This window comes from Methanohalophilus profundi, from assembly GCF_004137855.1.
In the GTDB taxonomy this organism is placed as follows: domain Archaea; phylum Halobacteriota; class Methanosarcinia; order Methanosarcinales; family Methanosarcinaceae; genus Methanohalophilus; species Methanohalophilus profundi.
This window is the reverse complement of the sequence record NZ_QBKB01000002.1, coordinates 73101-92942: the sequence shown is the minus strand read 5'-3', so window position 1 is coordinate 92942 and position 19842 is coordinate 73101. Positions and strand designations below refer to the sequence as shown.

At 40.9% G+C, this 19842-nt stretch carries 23 protein-coding genes and 1 pseudogene; 5 read left to right on the top strand and 19 right to left on the bottom strand.

Annotation, left to right across the window (positions count from 1 at the left end; all coding sequences use genetic code 11):
- Positions 1–38: 38 nt before the first annotated feature.
- From C9889_RS00505 to C9889_RS00495, 4 genes are all read right to left on the bottom strand, one after another.
- Positions 39–839, bottom strand: a complete 801-nt coding sequence (locus C9889_RS00505; RefSeq protein ID WP_129596365.1) for a hypothetical protein — start codon at positions 837–839, stop codon at positions 39–41.
- Positions 840–978: 139 nt separating this feature from the next.
- Positions 979–2853 (bottom strand): GAF domain-containing protein, encoded by a 1875-nt coding sequence (locus tag C9889_RS00500; protein WP_225420077.1) that lies wholly within the window; start codon positions 2851–2853, stop codon positions 979–981.
- The gene (locus C9889_RS10190) at positions 2850–3500 is read right to left on the bottom strand and encodes a PAS domain-containing protein (RefSeq protein WP_225419914.1); all 651 of its coding nucleotides are present in this window, start codon (positions 3498–3500) and stop codon (positions 2850–2852) included. The genes C9889_RS00500 and C9889_RS10190 overlap by 4 nt, the downstream gene beginning before the upstream one ends.
- Positions 3501–3642: 142 nt before the next feature.
- On the bottom strand, positions 3643–4098 hold the full coding sequence (locus C9889_RS00495) for a DNA-deoxyinosine glycosylase (protein ID WP_263854007.1): 456 nt from the start codon (positions 4096–4098) through the stop codon (positions 3643–3645).
- Positions 4099–4187: 89 nt separating this feature from the next.
- Between C9889_RS00495 and C9889_RS00490 the strand changes: the two genes are divergently transcribed.
- Positions 4188–5054, top strand: a complete 867-nt coding sequence (locus C9889_RS00490; protein WP_164999235.1) for a tetratricopeptide repeat protein — start codon at positions 4188–4190, stop codon at positions 5052–5054.
- Here the strand turns inward: C9889_RS00490 and C9889_RS00485 are convergent.
- The 10 genes and pseudogenes from C9889_RS00485 to C9889_RS00440 form a co-directional block, all read right to left on the bottom strand.
- A complete protein-coding gene (locus tag C9889_RS00485) occupies positions 5015–5512 on the bottom strand; it encodes a nucleoside deaminase (RefSeq protein ID WP_225419913.1) in 498 nt (165 codons plus the stop codon). The two genes, C9889_RS00490 and C9889_RS00485, sit on opposite strands and share 40 nt — an antisense overlap.
- A gap of 4 nt (positions 5513–5516) precedes the next feature.
- Positions 5517–6140, bottom strand: coding sequence for a DUF447 domain-containing protein (locus C9889_RS00480; RefSeq protein ID WP_129599321.1), 624 nt, complete (start codon positions 6138–6140; stop codon positions 5517–5519).
- The gene (locus tag C9889_RS00475; RefSeq protein ID WP_129596361.1) at positions 6140–7060 is read right to left on the bottom strand and encodes a triphosphoribosyl-dephospho-CoA synthase; all 921 of its coding nucleotides are present in this window, start codon (positions 7058–7060) and stop codon (positions 6140–6142) included. Before C9889_RS00475 ends, C9889_RS00480 begins: the two co-directional genes overlap by 1 nt.
- A 10-nt stretch (positions 7061–7070) precedes the next feature.
- Positions 7071–8129 (bottom strand): methanogenesis marker 9 domain-containing protein, encoded by a 1059-nt coding sequence (locus C9889_RS00470; protein ID WP_225419912.1) that lies wholly within the window; start codon positions 8127–8129, stop codon positions 7071–7073.
- A gap of 175 nt (positions 8130–8304) precedes the next feature.
- Positions 8305–8955: a phosphate signaling complex protein PhoU gene (gene phoU / locus C9889_RS00465; RefSeq protein WP_129596357.1), complete on the bottom strand. Its 651-nt coding sequence runs from the start codon at positions 8953–8955 to the stop codon at positions 8305–8307.
- Between the two features lie 4 nt (positions 8956–8959).
- A pseudogene (pstB, locus tag C9889_RS00460) lies at positions 8960–9725 on the bottom strand (phosphate ABC transporter ATP-binding protein PstB).
- A gap of 17 nt (positions 9726–9742) precedes the next feature.
- Positions 9743–10594 carry a phosphate ABC transporter permease PstA gene (gene pstA / locus C9889_RS00455; protein ID WP_129596355.1) on the bottom strand — a complete coding sequence of 284 codons (852 nt, stop codon included), beginning with the start codon at positions 10592–10594 and terminating at the stop codon, positions 9743–9745.
- Complete coding sequence (pstC, locus tag C9889_RS00450; RefSeq protein WP_129596353.1) at positions 10595–11488, bottom strand: phosphate ABC transporter permease subunit PstC; 894 nt, start codon at positions 11486–11488, stop codon at positions 10595–10597. It abuts the gene before it with no gap.
- Positions 11489–11517: 29 nt separating this feature from the next.
- Entirely contained in the window at positions 11518–12429 is a 912-nt protein-coding gene (locus tag C9889_RS00445) for a phosphate ABC transporter substrate-binding protein (RefSeq protein ID WP_129596351.1), read from the bottom strand.
- Positions 12430–12622: 193 nt separating this feature from the next.
- A complete protein-coding gene (locus C9889_RS00440; protein ID WP_225419911.1) occupies positions 12623–12856 on the bottom strand; it encodes a substrate-binding domain-containing protein in 234 nt (77 codons plus the stop codon).
- Between the two features lie 348 nt (positions 12857–13204).
- Here C9889_RS00440 and C9889_RS00435 point away from each other — a divergent pair, with 348 nt between their 5' ends.
- Together C9889_RS00435 and C9889_RS00430 are read left to right on the top strand one after the other, a co-directional pair.
- Positions 13205–14572, top strand: a complete 1368-nt coding sequence (locus C9889_RS00435) for a dihydroorotase (protein ID WP_129596349.1) — start codon at positions 13205–13207, stop codon at positions 14570–14572.
- 75 nt (positions 14573–14647) lie between these two features.
- Positions 14648–15556: an RAD55 family ATPase gene (locus C9889_RS00430; protein ID WP_129596347.1), complete on the top strand. Its 909-nt coding sequence runs from the start codon at positions 14648–14650 to the stop codon at positions 15554–15556.
- Here C9889_RS00430 and C9889_RS00425 read toward each other — a convergent pair.
- Together C9889_RS00425 and C9889_RS00420 are read right to left on the bottom strand one after the other, a co-directional pair.
- The gene (locus tag C9889_RS00425) at positions 15533–16228 is read right to left on the bottom strand and encodes a DUF1614 domain-containing protein (RefSeq protein WP_129596345.1); all 696 of its coding nucleotides are present in this window, start codon (positions 16226–16228) and stop codon (positions 15533–15535) included. The genes C9889_RS00430 and C9889_RS00425 overlap by 24 nt on opposite strands.
- Positions 16229–16276: 48 nt before the next feature.
- Positions 16277–17029, bottom strand: a complete 753-nt coding sequence (locus tag C9889_RS00420; RefSeq protein WP_129596343.1) for a PAS domain-containing protein — start codon at positions 17027–17029, stop codon at positions 16277–16279.
- A 125-nt stretch (positions 17030–17154) separates the two neighbouring features.
- On the opposite strand from C9889_RS00420, the gene C9889_RS00415 reads away from it, so the two are divergent.
- Both C9889_RS00415 and C9889_RS00410 read left to right on the top strand, forming a co-directional pair.
- The gene (locus C9889_RS00415) at positions 17155–17448 is read left to right on the top strand and encodes a hypothetical protein (protein ID WP_129596341.1); all 294 of its coding nucleotides are present in this window, start codon (positions 17155–17157) and stop codon (positions 17446–17448) included.
- Position 17449: 1 nt separating this feature from the next.
- Positions 17450–17650 (top strand): hypothetical protein, encoded by a 201-nt coding sequence (locus C9889_RS00410; RefSeq protein ID WP_129596339.1) that lies wholly within the window; start codon positions 17450–17452, stop codon positions 17648–17650.
- Positions 17651–17658: 8 nt separating this feature from the next.
- On the opposite strand, the gene C9889_RS10630 is transcribed toward C9889_RS00410, so the two are convergent.
- The 3 genes from C9889_RS10630 to C9889_RS00400 are packed head-to-tail and all read right to left on the bottom strand — an operon-like array spanning position 17659 to position 19377.
- Complete coding sequence (locus C9889_RS10630) at positions 17659–17784, bottom strand: hypothetical protein (RefSeq protein ID WP_263853952.1); 126 nt, start codon at positions 17782–17784, stop codon at positions 17659–17661.
- 49 nt (positions 17785–17833) lie between these two features.
- Positions 17834–18229, bottom strand: coding sequence for a Mov34/MPN/PAD-1 family protein (locus C9889_RS00405; RefSeq protein ID WP_129596337.1), 396 nt, complete (start codon positions 18227–18229; stop codon positions 17834–17836).
- 38 nt (positions 18230–18267) lie between these two features.
- The gene (locus tag C9889_RS00400) at positions 18268–19377 is read right to left on the bottom strand and encodes a DUF92 domain-containing protein (protein ID WP_225419910.1); all 1110 of its coding nucleotides are present in this window, start codon (positions 19375–19377) and stop codon (positions 18268–18270) included.
- Between the last annotated feature and the right edge of the window lie 465 nt (positions 19378–19842).

Sequence of the window (19842 nt, the reverse complement as noted above, 5' to 3'; positions counted from 1 at the left end):
CAATGTCGTACTTAATAATAAAAAAATAAAAGGAAAAATTACTGAGCTGGCTCTCCCCGAAGTGCACCCAAATCAGATGCATTGGCAGTGATGTCCACCTTGGTAATATTTCCGTAATTTGTGATATTATATTCGAGTCCTCTTTGACTTGCATTAGAAGCTCTTTCTGTAAGGTTAGTCATTGTACTTTCTGTAGGACTGCCATAAATGAAGGTTCTTCTAATAGTATTGTATCCATCAATATTCCATTCAATATAATATTCATCTGCAAATCCGTCATCCAAATCAACTATTTGTTGTATGGGGGCGTTTTCATTTGCAAATCTCAAAATTTGTTTGAAATTTTGGCTAGAGTTAGCATCTCCTTCGATGACATCAATGGTATCCTCGACACTCTGCTGATCCCCGATGAGAATTGGGTTTCCAATGATTGTAGTCCCTTGATTCAATAAAAGAGGTTGATATCCTTTATAGGTTTTAGGTGTCGTATAATAAGGAAATGCCACGATTTGTGGATTTATATCGTGCATTTCTATCCGTGAGGAATTTCCATATCCAGCAATATACATTTTTGTAACATTTGATTTGTAAAAGTTATTGTACATTGAAATATTTGCATTAGTGTACATTTTTACATAAGTGGAAGCAAAATCTATATACATGGCATTGCTAACATTCTCTGGAGTGGCTTTCAGACCGTCTTGGACGGAGTTGAAGGAAATACTTACATGTTGACCCGGCACACTCTCAAAACCAGATACCTGAGCATTTTCAGATTGTTCATTATTGTTGTTGGTTGACCCGCCGCTGAAAAAGAACATGCCGATTGATCCGACCATTATTACTGCAAGGAATATACCTACATATTTTGTATATTTTTTTTCATCTTTTTTTTCTAGGACTCATGAATTCACTCCGCAGTCATCCCTGTTGAATTTAACTACGATAGTCCTTCTAATATATAAATATCTTCGGACTTTATGTATTATGAATGGAGGTTGCTGAAGTATTGATATGTTCGTAGATTCCAAGTATGCAATCCTTTTCGTTCCATTTTATATTCTTAAAAGTTACTCTGCAGGGAATTTCCCTCCCTGTGCTTGAATGCAGCCTGATATCTTCGCTATAAGCCTGGTTTTGGTTTATTGGCTTGTTTACGGAATCCAGGACATGCCTGTATCTCAGCGGATATAGATCTGTAATCTCCATCTTTTTAAGTTCATCTGCAGAGTATCCTATCCATTTCTCAAGTATCTTATTTGTATAAAGCAATGCTCCCTTTTTATCAGTAACTGCAATCCCTTCTTTTACATTGTCAATCAATATCTGCAAATCACTGATCTCCTTTTGGGCGGATGCTTCTTTGTGCATATTTGATAGGACTTCCCCGATTTGTTTTGCTATAGTTTCGAGGTCATGTCTGGATTTATCGGGGATTTCATATTCAGAATGTGAGGACAGGTAGAGAGCAGCTATTATCTCGCTGTGGTATCTAATCGGAATTATTGCAGTAGCATGCAAACCTTCGTACCGGAGGTTCTTGCCGCTGGTAATTGCGCTGAGTTCGGAATGATGTTTATACACCGCCTGTCCGCTCATAATCAGTCGTGTCTGTACTGAATTCCTTTCATAGTGGGAGGTACTATTCACAAACTGCTCAGACAGCCCGTGATGAGCTACCAAATCCAGGTCTCCTGTTTTATCGTCAACAAGGTATAGGGCTCCTGAATCAATGGGTGTGATTTTCAGTGCAAGATCCAGTAGCCTGTTGAATGTCTCGCTATTTGATGTGGCAGAGCTGAGAACACTGTCAAGATCATACTGCAGGTGCATGAAATCATCGGAATGCTTTCTTTCTGTGATGTCAACAATGATACCCTGTAAATACGTTACTTTTCCATCCTCATCATATTTGATAAAAGTCCTTTCATCTATCCATCGGACATCTCCAAATTTCGTCATTATCCTGTATTCCTGATTGAAATCAGTCTGTCCCGCATCGATTCTTTTTGCAAGTTCTTTCTGGACCCTTTTCAGGTCATATGGGTGTACGATATCGGCGTAGACCAGCTTACCCGACAGAAAATCATTCACAGTGTAGCCAAACTGTGTTACATTTTCGGAGACGAATTCAACAGGCCAGTCTTCTTCGGCCCACCATATGAATACGACTGCAGGGCTGTTCTTAATGACATCAGAAAGGACTGATTTTATTTCACTTGATCTTTTCAAATCTTCCATATATTGGTATAACTCTTCATCAGCCACTTTTTGCTGGATTATATTCCACATTCCCTGCATGAGCAATTTTAACTGCCTCACATCTGTAGATGTATAATCTTGCTCCTTATTGGCAACACCCACAATACCTGCAATTCTACCGCCTTCAAAAATGGGAACGCTCAGATTTCTCTGGATTAATTTAGGATCAGTATCTTTCTCAGCTAAATATTCGTTGTTCATTATGGGTGTGCGATGGTAAAGTGCTTCATCCCAGATACTGTAGCTCTCTGCCGGAGCTTCGTCTGAACTCTGTTTGCCGTTTGACCAGGAAATAACCGCATAGTTTGTTTCTGTTTCATCCAGGAATGCCAGAAAGCCAATTTTGCTTTCAGTTAGTAAGACTGCCTGTTCACGCGCATAATCCATAATTTCCTGAATTGAGGAATCAGACATGGCATATAGTTTTAAAAGAGCTTCATGACGTTTCTCTTCAAGATAGAGAGCATTTTCCACATTCTTTCTATCTGTAATATCAACAATTATACCCTGAAGATATGTCACATCACCTGTATCATTTTGCTGGATTTTTGTGCGTTCATCCACCCAGCGTACATATCCATCTTTTGTCAGGATACGATATTCTTTGGCGAACTCTCTGTTACCCTCTGCAACACACCGGGCCTCCCCTGGCGCACTTTCTCTATATCATCAGGGTGAACGATATCACCGTACACCAGTTTGTCTGATGTGAATTCTTCAACTTCATAACCGAATTGTGTAATGTTTTCCGAGACAAATTCCACGGGCCAGTCATCTTCTGCTCTCCACAGGAAAACAATTACAGGGCTTGAATTGATTACTGTCTCGAGGGCTTTTTTCATTCCCAGGGCACCATCAATGACCTTTTTATCTTCCATCTTTCTGGAAGTAATATCCATGATAATTCCCTCATAGTAGGTGTCATCTGGATTGTGATGGATTATGGTACGTTCTTCGACCCAGCGTACATCTTTTTTCCCGGTGAGGACACGATAGGTAAGATTAAACTGTTCATCTCCACTTTCCAGATGTTTTTCCACCTCTTCAGTTACCATTTCAAGGTCATCCGGATGGATTATGTCACTGTACCTTAAGGCGCCCGATATAAAATCATCGGGAGTATAGCCAAAAAGAGAGATGTTTTTCGAGACAAACTCCACAGGCCACCTGTCCTCCTCCTTCCATACGAAAACAATTGCAGGGCTTGCATTGACAATATCTTCAAGTACACTTTTCATTGTAGGTGTGTCAATACCTGCAGAAAAAGAACTGTCATTTTTAGGGGATGGATGATTGGGAGTTGCGATGTTATCACTTCTACTGATTGATCTTATTTATTAAAATTGGAATCTGAACACTTATATAATATACTGTATCGAATCAGCATTTCAATTGCTGTTTCCATATTTTTTTTCTTTCAATTCTGTTTTGTCGGTTGGCGCCACTGGATGAAGGTAATACTGCAGTATCGTATCCCTTTTCCTGTAACAAATACTCGTATTTCCCGGCTCTTGTTTTTCCATTAAAAAGGATTTTACGTATGTTGGGTGCTATCATTTTAAGCAGGGAAAAATCATTGATAACCTCATACCTGATTTCAGAATCACCACTTCCCTTTCTTTCTGCTTCCCTGAAAACGTCCCAGAGGCCTATTTTATGTTCTTTTAGAATCCTTAATTTTTCTGGATATTCTTTATTGTCAAGTTCCTCTCCGATAGCATCACCTGTGAGTTTCCAGAAATCATTTCCTTTATTGGCATAATGTTTTTGTTGTCTGAGGGATTCTTCTCCTGGCAGGGACCCCAGAATTAAGATTTCGGTATCGTGGTGAATTATCGGCTCAAGTCCTTTTTTTTGCCATCTACAAATTTGATGTGCCTATATTACAAAAGATATATGATACATAGATGGCTTATTCTACTGCCATGAGTTTTCTGAAAAAATGGTACGATAAAGTTTCCCGGAAAAAACAATTCACAACTCTTTATAGACGTGGTGAAGAAATCTATGGGAATGGATATGTACTTTTTGAAATGGGCAATTATGAAGAAGCGCTGGATAAATACAATGAGGCGGCCGCTATATGGGGTGAACTGGAAAATAAATTAAGTGAGCTTGAAGATGATATGGAAGATGACCTGGCCGTTTTGAGAAAAAAATGCCAGAATGTTCTTTATAGCCGTTGTTTTGTCCTTTACAAGATGGGAAAGCATGAAGAGGCTCTTGAAGTGATAGATGGTTTTCTTGAGGATGACCCGGAAGATGCCGGTAAATGGTTTGGACATGGATTTGTAATGCAATCGATAGGACAGCATCAAAAAGCGATTGAATCCTTTTCGAAATGTCTGGATCTGGATCATGCTTTCTCAGATGCCTGGTATTGTAAAGCCACTCTTCTTTATCACAATGGTGAATTTACGCAAGCCCTTGAATGTTATGAACTGGCAGCCCAACATTCAGATGTCAAGGATTTTGCATTTCCACGATATTCATTTTTGAACATAAATCCAAAACCCAAACTTAAAAAAGATGCTGCAGGCATTTTATATGGGAAAGGTAATACCTTGTTCAAACTGGAACGGTTCGATGAGGCTATAGAAGCCTTTAATGGTGCCATTGATATAGAGCCAGAATCTCCACAAATATGGCAGGGTCTTGCAAATACTTACCTGAAAACTGGAGACAAGGATAGGGCCAACAAAGCCTTTGCAAAGTTATTGGAACTTGATCCTGAAAACTCTCAGGCAAAAGATCACATAAAACCTGCCACTCCTGCTGAAGAGAAAGAGTGAGTATCTTCAGTACATATATTTGTCTTCTTTTTCTTCCCATTCGGACAGCAATTGTTGGCACTTTTGCTGTCCATATTTTCCATATTCATTCCTGTATCAGTATAATCATTACAGAGGGCCCTGTATATCTGTCCGTCGTCAAATCCGATTTTTTCTACCTCGGTTGTTGTTGTCCCATAATAAAGCGTTTTGATGCGTGCCCAGTACAGAGCTGACATACACATAGGGCATGGATAAGAGGTAGTATATATTTCGCAGTCAGACAGGTCAAATGTTCCCAGCTTTGACGAGGCTATCCTGATTGCCATTATTTCAGCATGAGCCGTGGGATCATTAGAATCAAGCACTCTGTTATGTGCCCTGGAGATTACAGTTTTATCTTTTACAATTACAGCTCCAAAGGGCCCGCCCAGATTGTTTCTCATTCCCAGTCGTGCCTGCTCAATGGCAATTTCCATGAAATTATTCAGTGTCTTTGCCTCCGGCTACACGTTTTTTAATTTCATTAATCTCATTTAAGAGGATTTCAGCGGCATCTTTTTCCCTCTGTCCTCCGCATTTGTAGGTAGTTTCCAGACACCTATCAATCAAGTCGAGAAAATCACTATTTCCTGTTAATTCATAACGAGTAGCGTGGACAGCTGCCTCAATAACTGCTGTAAGGCCCCGGTTAATGGCCCTTGGTCTATAATCATTGGCCACTGCATCCATTGGAATGATTTCTGCTGTCATAGCCTGCTCTGTATGTTTTATTTCACCGCATCTGAAAATAACACTGCTGGCTGAATTTTTTAGCAGTGGTATTTTTGTTGAATTCAGGGGATAGTATTCGAAATTCTCCTTTTCGAGATTGGAAAAAGTCGATTTTATAAAAAGTAAAGGGTCACAGGTCACATTGGCCGCAAAAACTTTATCCTGTTTCACATTTTCATAAGTTGTAGAACCTTTATAAAGTCTTATGAAAACCCTGTTATCTTTGCGAATCAGGCCAATTGGAGCAGCATTGGGATATTCTATTCCGGATGTCAATATGATCTCGGAAATTCCATCGCATATGCCGTATTTGTCAAGTTCTGAAACTTCCATCAAAACCGCATGCCTCCAATGATTGAAAGGAAAAGTCCCCCTATAATTATATCTGCAGTTGAACCGGGATTTATTTTCTTTTTGAGTAAATCCTCATCAAGTTCAATTATTGAAGGAAGGGATGCTTCATACCCGGATGCTTCTATCTGTGTGACAATAGCGGTTGCCTTTTCTGAAACCTCTACTGCAGTTTCCCGGTTGAATTTAGTCTGTATGAATGTATCGGGATTATTCGACAATAACTTGAGAAAAGTGTAAACAATGGAGCAATTTATATCTGTACAAATCCCTTTTCCTTCCATAAGATCAGTGATTTGTTTGCTGCATCGGCAGCACAGTTCAAAACCATGGGTCCACTCTTTAGCTATCATGTCGTAGTTTTCGGATATTTCCATCAATTCGAAAAGGCTGGTTTGATTTTTCCTTAAGTTTGTGATGGAATCCGAATCGTTGAGATCAAGATCTTCTACATCCTGTACGCAGACATTTGCTTTTCCAAAAGCCTGATAGAAATTAATCGAGTCCTCTACATCTGTGTGTTTAACTATCAAGTGGGCTCTCTCAACGATTTTGTTCATATCAAACTTTTCATTTTCCTGACTCAGCTGACCTGCAGCTTTTGCCAGGGGAAGAAGGAGTAGGAAAGCACCGAAATGTGTGTTTCCCCCCTTTTGCCATTTATTGCTTTCAAGTACAGCTTCTTTAAGCAATTCCCCTATCTTTTCTTTTCCGGAAGCAGCCCTTTCAAATACTGGATAAACGCCTGTTGCAGATGCGAGGAAATGCTCATAGCGGGTATCGGCATAATCATGCATCCTGTCAATATTTCCGGGTTTGGGTGATGCCGATACCTCCAGTATCATTGCAAGCTGGGCACTGCGGGCAATTTCAGAGGGTTGCATTTTGTAACAGGAGTTCATATCCCACCGTTTATTTTTCTTTGGCTTGGTCGAGGATGTAGTCAGCCATTTGTTTTTTGAGTTTCATGTACTCTTGTGGGGAGAGGTCTATAAGATCCAGCACACCATCTCTCATGAAACACGGTTTTGTGATCTTACAACACCATGCAAGACTGCCAAAGCAGGTACTGTCACCGTATTCAAGGGGGGTACCTTTTACAAATTCCATTTTCAGGTTTGCAAATTCCCGGGGACTGAAACCCAGTTGTTTGGCCTTATTATTTACAGCACAGGGCTTTACCGGGAGGCAACAGAACGTTAGTCCTCGCATATCGCCCTGTCCTCTGCAAATATGTTTTGGAGCATTATACCAGCCGGTAATTTCCTGAAATTCAGAAACAGCCTCTACAAGGGAATCTATAATTTCCGGGGAGTCCATTGCCTGTCTTCCCACAGATACCATATCTGCACCTCTGGAAAACATCTCCTTTGCATCATCAAAGCTCTGTATCGAATTATTGCCTATCAGGAATATACGTGTTGCATCCCTTACACGGCGTATGGCATCAAGGTCGGCACTTGCACCTTCTTTCATGGCATCGATATGGATAATATCGGCACCTGCACTTTCAATTGCTTTTGCAAGTTGTATATCATCAACAATGTTCGCCCTGATCTTAACAGAAAGTACGACACCAGTTTCTTTTATCTGCCTTATCCATTCTGTAAGACGTGGGAGGTCTTCCATAAGGGCCTCTCCAACTCCTGCTTCTTTCATCTCAGGTTGGCGGCAGTGTGCATCCAGTTCCATTATAGCACCGCCGTCCCTGATGATTCCCGCCACATCAAGTAAGGGTTTAAGTTCACTGCTGCGCAGGTTTATTCCCATTGTCCCATCGAAATCAACGGCATTTAGCTCTTTTGTGATATATTCGATTGGCTCCTGTGATACGAATTCTTTTCTTCCCCTTTCTATGAGTTCACATGCTGCAGCATTGGTTTTCTCATCAAGGTTGTATCCGCCCATTATCACAAGTGCGGCATTTTTGCCATAACTGTTTACGAATGAGCTGTCTGTAATACCCGCCATTGGAGCGATGGCGACTGGATTTTTGAAATGGATATATCCTATATTTAGATCAAAAGTTCTTGGGTCACGTTGAAAGCCTCTATTTTTCGTTATTCAGGGGTCATAGAAGAGACCTTCAGCATATTAATTTTACGAATTGAAAAATAGGATGAACAATGAAAAAATAAAGGATCAATCAGTTAAGATCGACCCTTTTAGCGGTTGCAATGTATACAATACTTTCACATATGTTGCATGTATGGTCTGCAATGCGTTCCAGATACCTGAGAACAAACATCATTTCCACTGCATTTTCAATAACAGTTGAGTTGTCGATCATCATCTGGACCAGATCCTGCCAGCCTGCGTAGACATTCCTGTCGACGATGTCATCTTTTGTAGTGATATCTTTTGCCAGTTCAGTATCCAATTCAGAATAGGCTTTAATGGATTGTTCTATCATCTCTTCACATGTGGATATAATAGGTTTACATTCAGAAATTGAAAGAGCCTTCTCAGCATCCATCTTTTTTATTCTTTTGGCCACATCCACCGCCAGATCGCCCATTCTTTCAAGGTCGATTGATATTCGATAAGAAGCCGTTATAAGTCGCAGGTCACTGGCAATTGGCTGCTGTAATGCCAGTAATCTTGTTATTCGATTTTCAACTTTCTCTTCAAAATCATTTACTATCTGATCCATTTCAATGATTTCCTGAGCAAGTTCTTTATCAATATTTGCAAGTGCCTTTATAGACTTCCTGAACATTTCCTGGGACACGGCGCTCATATCAGAGATGTTTTCTTTTAGTTCATCAAGTTCAGCGTGGTATTTCTCACGAACCATTTAATCACCCGAATCTTCCCGTGATGTAGTCTTCAGTACGTTTTTCCTTAGGATTTTCGAAGATCTGGTTTGTTTCTCCAAACTCGATTATTTTCCCATAAGGAAAATGCGGTGTAGTCAGAAATTCTGGCTGCTTGCTGCATATTGTGGGTAACAATTACAATTGTGTAATCTTTCTTCAATTCAAGAATCAGGTCTTCTATCTTATTTGTAGATATGGGGTCAAGGGCACTGCAAGGCTCATCAAAAAGTATGATTTCCGGCTCTACGGCCATGGTCCTTGCAATGCAGAGTCTCTGCTGCTGTCCTCCGCTGAGGTCCAGGGCTGATGAATCCAGCCTGTCAGATACTTCTCCGTAAAGAGCTGAATCCTGCAGGGTTTTATCAACAATCCCCTTTATGTCTTTTTTGGGAACTTTATGAATTTTTGGACCATAGGCAATATTATCAAAAACTGACATGGGGAATGGGTTTGGTTTCTGGAAAACCATGCCCACCTTCTTTCTGAGTTCAACTACATCTACATCTTCATCGTAGATGTTTTTATTATCGATTTTTACCCTGCCTTCGATATGACATACTTTTATAAGATCATTCATCCTGTTTATACAGCGCAGGAATGTGGATTTTCCACATCCTGAAGGACCTATAAGGGCGGTTACACTTTTGCTGGGGATTTTAATATTTATGTCCTGGAGAGCTTGATTGGATCCATACCTTAGGTTGAGATCCTCGACTTTTATGTCTGCGAAATCATTAATTCCACTCATATTTTATCCTCGAATAATTATCTGTGAAGTTTTTTCCTGTAATGTTTTCTGATAACAATTGCTATGCTGTTTATGAGCAGTACCAATATCAATAACACAAGAGCAGTTCCGTACTGTATGGGTCTGGTTTCCATTGGGTTGAGTCCGGAGGTCGCCATTATGAAAAGGTGGTATGGCAATGCCATGAATTGTGAAAATACAGAATCCGGCAGACGTGGCAAAAAGAAAGCTGCACCTGTGAACATTATAGGGGCGGTTTCACCTGCAACCCTGCCGATACTCAGGATTATCCCGGTTACGATTCCGGGTAATGCTTCTGGTAATACTATACTACTTATGGTCTTCCATTTTGTTACGCCAAGGGCAAGAGAAGCTTCCCTGTGTGCCTGAGGAACGGTTATCAGGGCTTCTTTGCTTGTTCTTATTACAACTGGCAATATCAAGAGGGAGAGGGTAAGGGATGCCGAGATAATTGACGGATTAAATGCTAAATATTTAACAAACAATGCCAATCCGAACAATCCGAAAACTACGGAAGGGGTTCCGGCAAGGTTGTTGATTGCCATTTCTATGATCCAGGTTGAACGGCTTTCTTTTGCATATTCATTTAGGTAGATAGCTGAAAGAACGCCAAGGGGAATTGCTACAGCCATGGATATGCCAACAAGATATGCTGTTCCCATCAAAGCAGGATAAATGCCACCTTCAGTCATCCGGTTTGTGGGCATTTCAGTCAAGAACTCCCAGCTCATTATGCTGTATCCCTGTATTACAATGTAGAGTATAAGGATTGCTACAAATGCAACAACAATCCATATACATGCTCTGAGGAAACCAAATGCTAATTTTTCAGTAGTTCTTGAGTCCAATCAGAGCCCCTCCTTGAGTTTATATTTTCTCTTTATCTTATCTGCAACCATATTTATTATGAAGGTTGTAATAAACAATACAGAACCAACTGCAAACAATGCATGGAAATGCGGGCTGCCTTTGGGTACTTCTCCCATTTCAAGTGCAATAGTTGCTGTCATTGTCCTGACAGGATCAAGAAATCCTTCAGGGAATCCAGGTATTATGGCCATGTTACCTGTTACCATCAATACTGTCATTGTTTCACCGATTGCTCTGCCTACTCCCAATATCACTGCGGCGGATATTCCGGAAAGGGCAGCCGGCAACGTCACTTTATAAATAGTCTGCCATTGTGTACTCCCCAGGGCTAAAGAACCTTCTTTAAGTGCCTGTGGTACTGCATTAATGGAATCTTCGGAAATTGAAATTATTGTGGGTAGTGCCATCATTGCAAGCATTATAGAACCTGTAAGGGCTGTTTGGCCTGTGGGTATATTAAAAATATCTTTTACAAGGGGGACCAGGACTACCAGACCGAAGAAACCGTATACAACGGAAGGTATGCCTGCAAGGATTTCAATGAATGGTTTCAGTAAGTCTGCGATTTTTGGGCTTGCCAGCTCTGAAATATATATTGCTGCAGCAACACCCAGGGGAACAGCTATGGCTATTGCGCCTGCTGTGACCAGAAATGAGCCGAATAAAAGGGGAAGTATTCCAAAACGTGGTGGTGTTGAAGCGGTGTACCATGAACTACCGGTTATGAAACCCGTAAAAGAACTTGTTTCGAATAACAGGTATCCATCTCTGAAAAGAAAAATACAAATGAAGAGAAGGACAACGACAGTCGTTGCCGCTGCTAAGAACAGGCTGATTTCAATGCCCTTCTCTTTAAGTCTTCTGTGAAACATCGCTCACCTCTAAGGGTTCATGCTTCAAATCATTTACTCAACACAGGGAAGTATCCTACTTCGTAGACGATCTCTGTACCTTCCTCACTCAAAATATATTCTGTGAAGTCTGCGGCAAGTCCAGTAGGCTGTCCGTCTGTGTAGAAGGGAAGAGGTCTGGCAAGTGGGTAGTCGCCTGCAAGGATGTTTTCGGAAGTTGGTGCAACCATTCCGTCTCCCTTGTTGACATCAAGGCCTTTTACATTGTCAGTGAGGTAAGCAAAACCAATGTAGCCGATTGCTACATCGTTCTGTGAAACGTACTGTAATACTGCACCGTTTGAACTCTGTGCAAGTGCGTCCGGGCGGAATTCATTGTCTTCACCGAGTACTTCTTCCTGGAAGTAGCCATAGGTACCGGAACTGCTGTCACGGTTAATAACTACGATTTCCTTGTCAGGGCCACCTACATCTGCCCAGTTGCTGATGGAACCATCATAGATCCCCTTTATCTGGTCGTATGTAAGCTGATTAACAGGGTTGTCGGGGTTTACAACTACTGTGAGTCCATCCCATGCGATTACGTGTTCTACAGGGTTAATTCCGTTTGATTCTGCTGCTTTTATTTCGGAATCCTTCATCTTTCTGGAACTCATTGCAACATCAACGTCGCCATCTATCAGGGCTGCAATACCTGTACCGGAACCGCCACCACTGATACTGATTGAAGCCTCAGGATGGTTTTCCATGTAGGTTTCAGCTGCTGCCTGTGCGAGGGGGAGCACAGTTGTTGAACCTTTTACATTGATTTCTTCATCTTCTGCAGTTTCTTCAGCACCAGTTGAACTTTCATCAGGGCTTTCTGCTGTTTCCTCGTCATTGCTGACACAGCCGGCGGTGAATAACGCCAGCACCATTATTAAAGTAAGTGCTATTGAAAGTATTTTTGACCTTTCTACCATAGTTACATTATCCTTTTCCTTTTGAAGGCTTAAACCTCGGAAAATGTAATGGATACCGTACTTATAGTCTTTATCGCAATATTCTATACTACACTATATCCGCACATATAGTCTATATAGATATATTGTGCATGTAAAGTCGGGGTACTTAAAAAAGAATAGAGGGTTATCAGCAGGCTTTTGTTTTAGGATTTTAGACGGGGAAGTACCCCACATCATCTATAATTATTGTCCCTTCCTCGCTCAGGATATATTCTATGAAGTCTGCTGCAAGACCTGTAGGCTGTCCGTCTGTGTATAAGTGAAGGGGTCTGGCCAGTGGATATTTGCCTGTAAGGATATTTCCGGAAGTAGGCTCAACCATTCCATTCCTGGCATCGATATCTACGGCTTTATATGGCCATATTTCTCGGGCGTCTGTCCTCAAGATCTGAGCTACAAAAATAACATTGTACATTGCCTGGCACAGCCTAGGCCAATGTTTTTGCACTCATTTTCCTTCGATTCCACCTATGAGGAATCTGTAAAGGTCCATTTCTTCATTGTCAAGCTTTCCGTTGATTTTCCCCTATATTGAGTCCCCTTTCATTTTTCTCAATGCATTTCATATTGTCTATCACTTCCTCCACCAAAATAAATATTGTATTTCATCAATATATACTTTATCCCATATATCCATATATGAAATTTTAAATCATTATTTCCATCCGGTCGGAAGATGTAAAATGGGAAAAATAATATGCATACCTACCAATAACTAGTCGAAGGGAAGAGTATGAATGACATATTAATTAAGAACACTAAAGTGTTTTATAAAAATCAGTTGCAACCCGGTGAAGTGCTTATAGATGAAGGTAAAATAAAAAAAATTGCCAAAAATCTGAAGGGCGAGGATGCGGACAGGCATATTGATGCACACGGGGGACTTACTATTCCAGCAGGTATCGATGTACATGTGCATTTCCGGGAGCCCGGTATGACTCACAAAGAAGATTGGTATTCAGGAAGCTGTGCAGCTGCTGCGGGTGGTATTGGGACAGTTGTGGAACACCCAAACACATTGCCGCCGGTTCTTGACAGGAAGTCTTTCAGGGAAAAATTCAAACTGGCAAACCGTAAATCCATCGTTGATTTTGGAATTAATGGTGGTGTGGGAAAGAACACTGAAAAACTGGAAAGTCTCTGGGGGCTGGGTGTTACGGCTTTTGGGGAGATTTTCATGGCAGAATCCACTGCTGGTCTGGGATTGGATTCAGATTTGCTAAAAGAGGCCCTTGAAACAATCCAGCAACTTGGAGCATTGGCCTGTATCCATGCTGAGGATGAAAATATCAAATGCGATAATGAAATTTTACTCAAGAAAGATTTCACTCCCCAGTCCCATTCCCGGATTCGCTCCAATCAATGTGAGGCAATGGCAGTTAAGAATGCGCTTGAGCTGTCCGGTTTGACCTCCGTAAATACTCATTTTTGCCACATCAGTACCCTGGAAGCTTTTGGTCAGCTAAAAAGGGAAAAATATATTCTTGAAAAAGAGGATGTTTCGCGTCATTTAAGCTTTGAGGTAGCTCCCCATCACCTTTTCCTATCAGATCGTGATTGGGAGAGACTTGATACTTTCGGTAAAATGAATCCTCCCCTGAGGAACAGGCAAAGTGTGAAAGCACTTGTTAATGGAATAAATGATGGTACAGTGGATGTTGTAGCTTCAGATCATGCTCCTCACAGGGAATCGGAGAAGGAGGGAGACATTAAGAGCGCTCCATCGGGTGTACCGGGAGTGGAAACCCTTATGCCCCTTATGATGGTGGGGGCTAAAAGAAATCTTTTCCCCCTCAAGCGCCTCATTGAAGTCACAAGCAGCAATCCGGCAAGAATTTTCGGACTTGACAACCATGGAAAAGGTGTTTTTGCTGAAGGGTATGATGCTGATTTAATAGTCATGGATCCGGGTAATGTGAAACCTATTAATTCAGACATGCTGCACAGTAAGGCAGGATGGACTCCGTATGAAGGGATGGAAGGCATATTCCCTGAATATACCATTTCTCGCGGGGAGATTATCTGGGATGGTGATATTGTGGGAAGGCGGGGAAGGGGTAATTTCCTTCCGGGTGCCGGCTCTGTTAAAGACGACGATTGATGTACATACTTCTTTCTTTTTTTGTGTCCATGGTGCGCAAAATTTTATATGCACTATGGACTATATCCTTAAAGCATGGTACGTAACAAATATCCGGTTCATACGACACTCAGTTCGGATGCCATTAAAGTTCTTGATAGGTATGAAAAAGAACTTGGTGCTAAAAACCTTGTACTCGAGAAAGCTTTACTCTCGCTTGACAAAGGGCGCTTCAGGTCAAAAATGGATGCCGGTAATTTCCAATATTCAATAAAAAGGATAAGTACCGGTATTGTTGGGCTGGATGATATGCTGGAAGGAGGTATACCGGAAGGTTTCTCAGTGATTGTTACAGGTCCTCCGGGCACGGGAAAGACTACTCTTTGCATGCAATATCTTATGGAGGGTGTAACCAAAGGAGAGAAGTGTGTCCTTTTTTCCTTTGAAGAACGTCTTCCACAGCTGGTGCAGCAATTCATGAGATTTGACTGGGATGTTGCGAAATACATCGATGATGGCTACCTGGAAGTTTTTGGGATGTCGATGTTGACCTTTGAAGAGATCACAGAGATTATTGAGACGTATAAGCCTCGCCGCATAGTGTTTGATTCCCTTAATGTTTTTAGCAATCCTGAAAAATTCCGCAATTCCGGGGGCTGGCGTTCGTTACACAGAACGATTAAGAATAGGGATATAACTTCATTTTTAATAACGGAAAAAAAGCATGGTATTGAAACCAAAGATTTTGATGAATATGATTTTCTGGGTGATGGTATCATATTTCTTGATTCCATGCAATTAAATGATATTGATAACACCTTAACTCCTGTTATGGCTATACAAAAAATGAGGGCCACAAAAATAGATCCCACGCCTCAATCATTCAGGTTCGGTGAGAAAGGGATTGAAAAATATCGTTCCATCCAAACATCAAAAGTCCTGCAAAATAAAATTGGAAATCAAGGCAATAGTAGTCCTTATTCAAGGAATGAACCCGGATATTAATGCGGCCATTAAGGCGGTTATGTATATTGCCTGAAAACAGGCTGCTCCACCTATATCGATATAAGCGCTTCCTTTTTCTTCTCTTTTCAAGGCCATCAGGGATGCCACAGAGCCTGCTATGATTCCGCCTGTCCCGGCGATGAATATGATAGTAGCAGCATTATGAGGGGCCAATATCAATGCCAGTGGAATTGTAAATATCCCTACATATGCGGGTATTGCTATTCCTACTCCATCAACAAAATCCGCCAGTAATGCAACGACAACCAGTACTATGAGCATTATTTCCAATGCAACAAAATCCATTTCACTGAAAAGTAGGTAAAGAATTGTTAACATAGGAATTAAAAATCCACCGACATTAAGTGTGATCTTTGTGTCATAGATCAGGTTTGTGCCTGTATTAAGTTCATTTACTACGGGTACACCGTACGTTTCCTCCAGAAGAAGGGCGTCCCTGTGCATGTGCTGGTTTTTGCGAGTTCTGATTTTGGTTATCGGTATTTCTATATTTGATGCAATTGGCATCAGGAGTAAGATAAAAAACAGAGGGTATGATGAAATTGGTCCAAGAGCCAGCTGCTGCTTGTAACACAACATGGTCATAGGAATCAGGGCAAGTGTGTATATTATGTAATCTCTCAAACCTTTTCTGTTGATGTAGGCACGCATACTTACTATCAAAATATAATATTATTTTATATATAATTTATCTGGGAATCAGAGGTCTTCAATGATTCCCTGGTATTTTGAAGGATTGCCATTCTCATCACGAATTATAAGGGTCCTTTCAGCAACTTTGCGTATCTGGCTTTCTTTTGTGTATATCCTATATTCCTGATAGAAATCATTGTATCCTTCCCGGCATCTCCTGCTCAGTTCTTCCTCTACTCTTTTTAGATCGTCTTTGTGGATAATGTCCCCGTAATTAAGATTGCCGGACAGGAATTCTTCGGTTGTGTAGCCATACTTTTCAATTTCATCTGAAACGTATTCTACAGGCCACCCCTTTTCTACTTTCCAGACAAATGCTACAACAGGACTTTTTGTAGATATCATATCCACACTCATCTCTTCGGAATCCATCTGGCCCGTGATGTCCATAATAAAACCCTGGAAATGGCATGGCTCATCCTCGATATCCCTTTCTACAAGGGTCTTTTCCAGCACCCATCTTTCCTGGTCATCAGCAGTTAGTATCCTGTACCGATGGGTGTATTCTTTGATGCCTTCCTTGCAGATGCGGCGTATGTTTTCTCTGACTTCATCGATGTCGTGTGGATGGATTATCTGTGCATAGGTCTTGTCCCCGGATATAAAATCATTGGCGTTGTATCCGAATTGCTGTATGTTGTCGGATACAAATTCAACCGGCCAGTCCTTTTCTGCATTCCATAGGAAAACTATTATGGGATTTTCGTATTCTTGATTTTTGTTCTGCATAGGAATAATTTCCCCCATTATTTCTTTCACATTTCCTCTTTAATTTATCTTCTTTAAGTACCTGTCGAATTTTGTTTCTTGATCTTTAANCTTTAAATACAAATCGTTTCCGGTGACCCAATAGGTTAAAAATGATGGAATTATATTGGGATGCTATGGCAGAAAATAATAGTATTAATCATGAAACCAAGGCTCTTGGAAGGTTGAAGGTCGAAGTCCAGTCCCAAGAGGGAACCGGTGGGCAGGTGTTGATATGGGCACCCGCTGAAACCAATCAGTATAATTCAATTGTAAAAAGTGATGATGGGTGCTGGGATTGTATCTTTGCACGCCTCTATTCCAGCGTGGAAGAGGCGAATAAAGCATATGATGATTTTTCTTCTGAAGAACAAATAGACTCTATGATGGCCAGATGTGGCTTTGGAGGATCTGCCTGCCAGATGATTTAAAGTGATCAAAATGTACCTGGGCAAAACAAGTGCCAAATATGCAGGGTATCTTCTTTTTGTAATCCTGTTTGTAATAATGGCTTTTGAATGGATACTGGATTTGGGTTATGAGTCTCTTATACTGATCCCCGCAGCTTTCCTTTTTGGAATGATCGGCTATTGGCTCGGAGGGTTTACATATTCGGTCCTGCGGGAAAAATAAGTAATGGATTAAAAGACTCCCAGCCATCTTCCAAGCACAATAATGTACAGGATCAATATTACAAGTCCGGCTCCAAATTTAGCATTTTCATGTGGTATTGGCCCTTCCTTTATTACATAATCCGCAGGTTCCATATTTATCACTCCTTTAAAGAATTCGATTTTGTTCCATATTTATTTTTTGTTAGGGCAGTTCCGGCTGGTCCAATTCTACATCAAGTACCGGCAGGTCTACAGGATATCCTTCCCTGTTATAGCATTGCCAGCTGTCCTCATCGAAAGGTTCGGCAACAATTATATGCCAGTCCCCTGTCTTACCAAACATTATAAGGTCGGCATTTGAGGGCCGATAACTGGGTCCCGGATGGCTGTGCACAGAACCTACGGATTGTACATTTGGCATCATGAATAATTTGATTACTGCATTCATTTCACTGCTCTCTGTTCCAGGCAGAATCATCACATTGCTTATTATGCCTTTTTCTGTTTCCAGTAAACCCACAAATTCCCGTGGATGTGTTGATTCACTACTTTTCAATATAAATTCCAGTGTTTCCCGGGCAATCCCCTCTACTTTCATATGTTAGATATAATTGCGGTAAGTATATCTTTTTGTCCTTACAGGACAAGAATATACAGTACGGCGGATAGGAGGGCACCTGCGGCGGTTGCTACAAAATTAACTCCACTATTTGACAGGTAACCGTTTTTCTGGAATGTAGCGCCGAGTAAACTATCGATATTTGTTCCTCCCCATCCGCCTGCACATGTAATAAGTATGGCGGGAATTATCTGCTCCACAAATCCAAAGGCTGCTCCGAGTATTCCTATTGCCAGTGCTCCACCAAAGGCTGCAAGTTCTCCAAGTGATGTTACAGCTCCGTCAGTACCGGTTTTTGTAGTTTTTAAGTTTGTTATCATTCTGGGTGTCTGGTGGGCCGTTGTTCCGATTTCACTTGCAAGGGTGTCCCCTGCAGCTGTCGCTACGGTTCCCAGGAAAGCATATGTTATTAGATTGCTATGTTGGGGATATATTCCACATGCAATGGCAAGCACAAGGGCGGCAGTACTGTTGCTGAATACATTTTCATAAGTCCTTACTCCGCCTTTCTCCTGTGCGATGCCCAGATTCACCTTATAGTTGTATTTGTATTTGGTGAATACTCCTCCGAGTATGAAAAAGGTAAGTAGTAAAACAAACCAGAGGATGTTACTAAAAACAATAATCAAAACTCCCATAAGTGTAGCACTCAACACTGCGGAAATATCGGCTATATTGGTGCGATATGCCAGATACCCCAAAAAGAGTGCAAAAATGAAAGCAATCAATAAATGCAAAGGAGCAACTGTGTAACCAAAGGCTGCAAGAATCCACATTGCCATTGCCGAACCCATGGTCATTGAAAATAGCCTATCTACGGAGGATGGTATGGATTCAAATAGAGCTGCTGTAATTGCTCCGATTACTGCTATGAAAAATATAAGTTCGTATGATACAGCGGCTGTCCAGTATGCATACCATGAACCTGCTATAAAGGCAGAAGCCGCCCCTGCTACTAATAAAGCAAGGCTTGATGGGAGATTGGTAGTATTTTTTTGTGAGTCCTTTTTGGTGCCGCAGCGCACTATGGTTGCACTTGTGAAGCCAATAGTGGAGATTTGGATTGCTGATACAATTATGTATTTTGGTAGTGAATAGGAATAGATATTTGCAGTAACACTTATCAAAAGTAACAAAACTACTGAGACAATAAGATTATTTATATTCCGATTGCTACTGGTAATGTAGTTATATACACCGCCGCAGGCAAAAATCAGGAGTAAGGTTTCCCTGCTTAAGAATGGAAAGATGAGCATGGAAACTAATGCTATAGTTATGAAATATAGGGTGTAGTTTTTCCCTTCATCTTCTCCGGTAAAGCATTTTGGCCAGCCTGTCATGAAAATCAGAGATTTTTTGTTTAATGAAGCACTGATTATTTATAAAAGTCATCTTTTAGCTTTATTTATTTTTATATATGTATTTGTGCACTAATGTTAAAATTAATTTTTGAAGACTTACATGAAGCGATTCAGATTCCAAGTTGTAACAAGAAATCATGCATACTAACTATATATTAATGCACTATTTTTATAGTTTATATTCCACAACTATATATTAATGTTCTTTCCTTAGGGGCATTAAGGAGTGGT

Bases quoted from the DNA above. Each gene is read 5' to 3' on its own strand.
- C9889_RS10630 (WP_263853952.1), bottom strand. From the start codon at position 17,784: ATGGAACCTGCGGATTATGTAATAAAGGAAGGGCCAATACCACATGAA.
- C9889_RS00470 (WP_225419912.1), bottom strand. From the start codon at position 8,129: ATGGCGGGTATTACAGACAGCTCATTCGTAAACAGTTATGGCAAAAAT.
- C9889_RS00435 (WP_129596349.1), top strand. From the start codon at position 13,205: ATGAATGACATATTAATTAAGAACACTAAAGTGTTTTATAAAAATCAG.
- pstC (WP_129596353.1), bottom strand. From the start codon at position 11,488: ATGTTTCACAGAAGACTTAAAGAGAAGGGCATTGAAATCAGCCTGTTC.
- C9889_RS00430 (WP_129596347.1), top strand. From the start codon at position 14,648: ATGGTACGTAACAAATATCCGGTTCATACGACACTCAGTTCGGATGCC.
- C9889_RS00445 (WP_129596351.1), bottom strand. From the start codon at position 12,429: ATGGTAGAAAGGTCAAAAATACTTTCAATAGCACTTACTTTAATAATG.
- C9889_RS00485 (WP_225419913.1), bottom strand. From the start codon at position 5,512: ATGGAAATTGCCATTGAGCAGGCACGACTGGGAATGAGAAACAATCTG.
- C9889_RS00480 (WP_129599321.1), bottom strand. From the start codon at position 6,140: ATGGAAGTTTCAGAACTTGACAAATACGGCATATGCGATGGAATTTCC.
- C9889_RS00425 (WP_129596345.1), bottom strand. From the start codon at position 16,228: ATGCGTGCCTACATCAACAGAAAAGGTTTGAGAGATTACATAATATAC.
- phoU (WP_129596357.1), bottom strand. From the start codon at position 8,955: ATGGTTCGTGAGAAATACCACGCTGAACTTGATGAACTAAAAGAAAAC.
- C9889_RS10190 (WP_225419914.1), bottom strand. From the start codon at position 3,500: ATGAAAAGTGTACTTGAAGATATTGTCAATGCAAGCCCTGCAATTGTT.
- C9889_RS00405 (WP_129596337.1), bottom strand. From the start codon at position 18,229: ATGAAAGTAGAGGGGATTGCCCGGGAAACACTGGAATTTATATTGAAA.
- C9889_RS00475 (WP_129596361.1), bottom strand. From the start codon at position 7,060: ATGAACTCCTGTTACAAAATGCAACCCTCTGAAATTGCCCGCAGTGCC.
- C9889_RS00415 (WP_129596341.1), top strand. From the start codon at position 17,155: ATGGCAGAAAATAATAGTATTAATCATGAAACCAAGGCTCTTGGAAGG.
- C9889_RS00505 (WP_129596365.1), bottom strand. From the start codon at position 839: ATGGTCGGATCAATCGGCATGTTCTTTTTCAGCGGCGGGTCAACCAAC.
- C9889_RS00490 (WP_164999235.1), top strand. From the start codon at position 4,188: ATGAGTTTTCTGAAAAAATGGTACGATAAAGTTTCCCGGAAAAAACAA.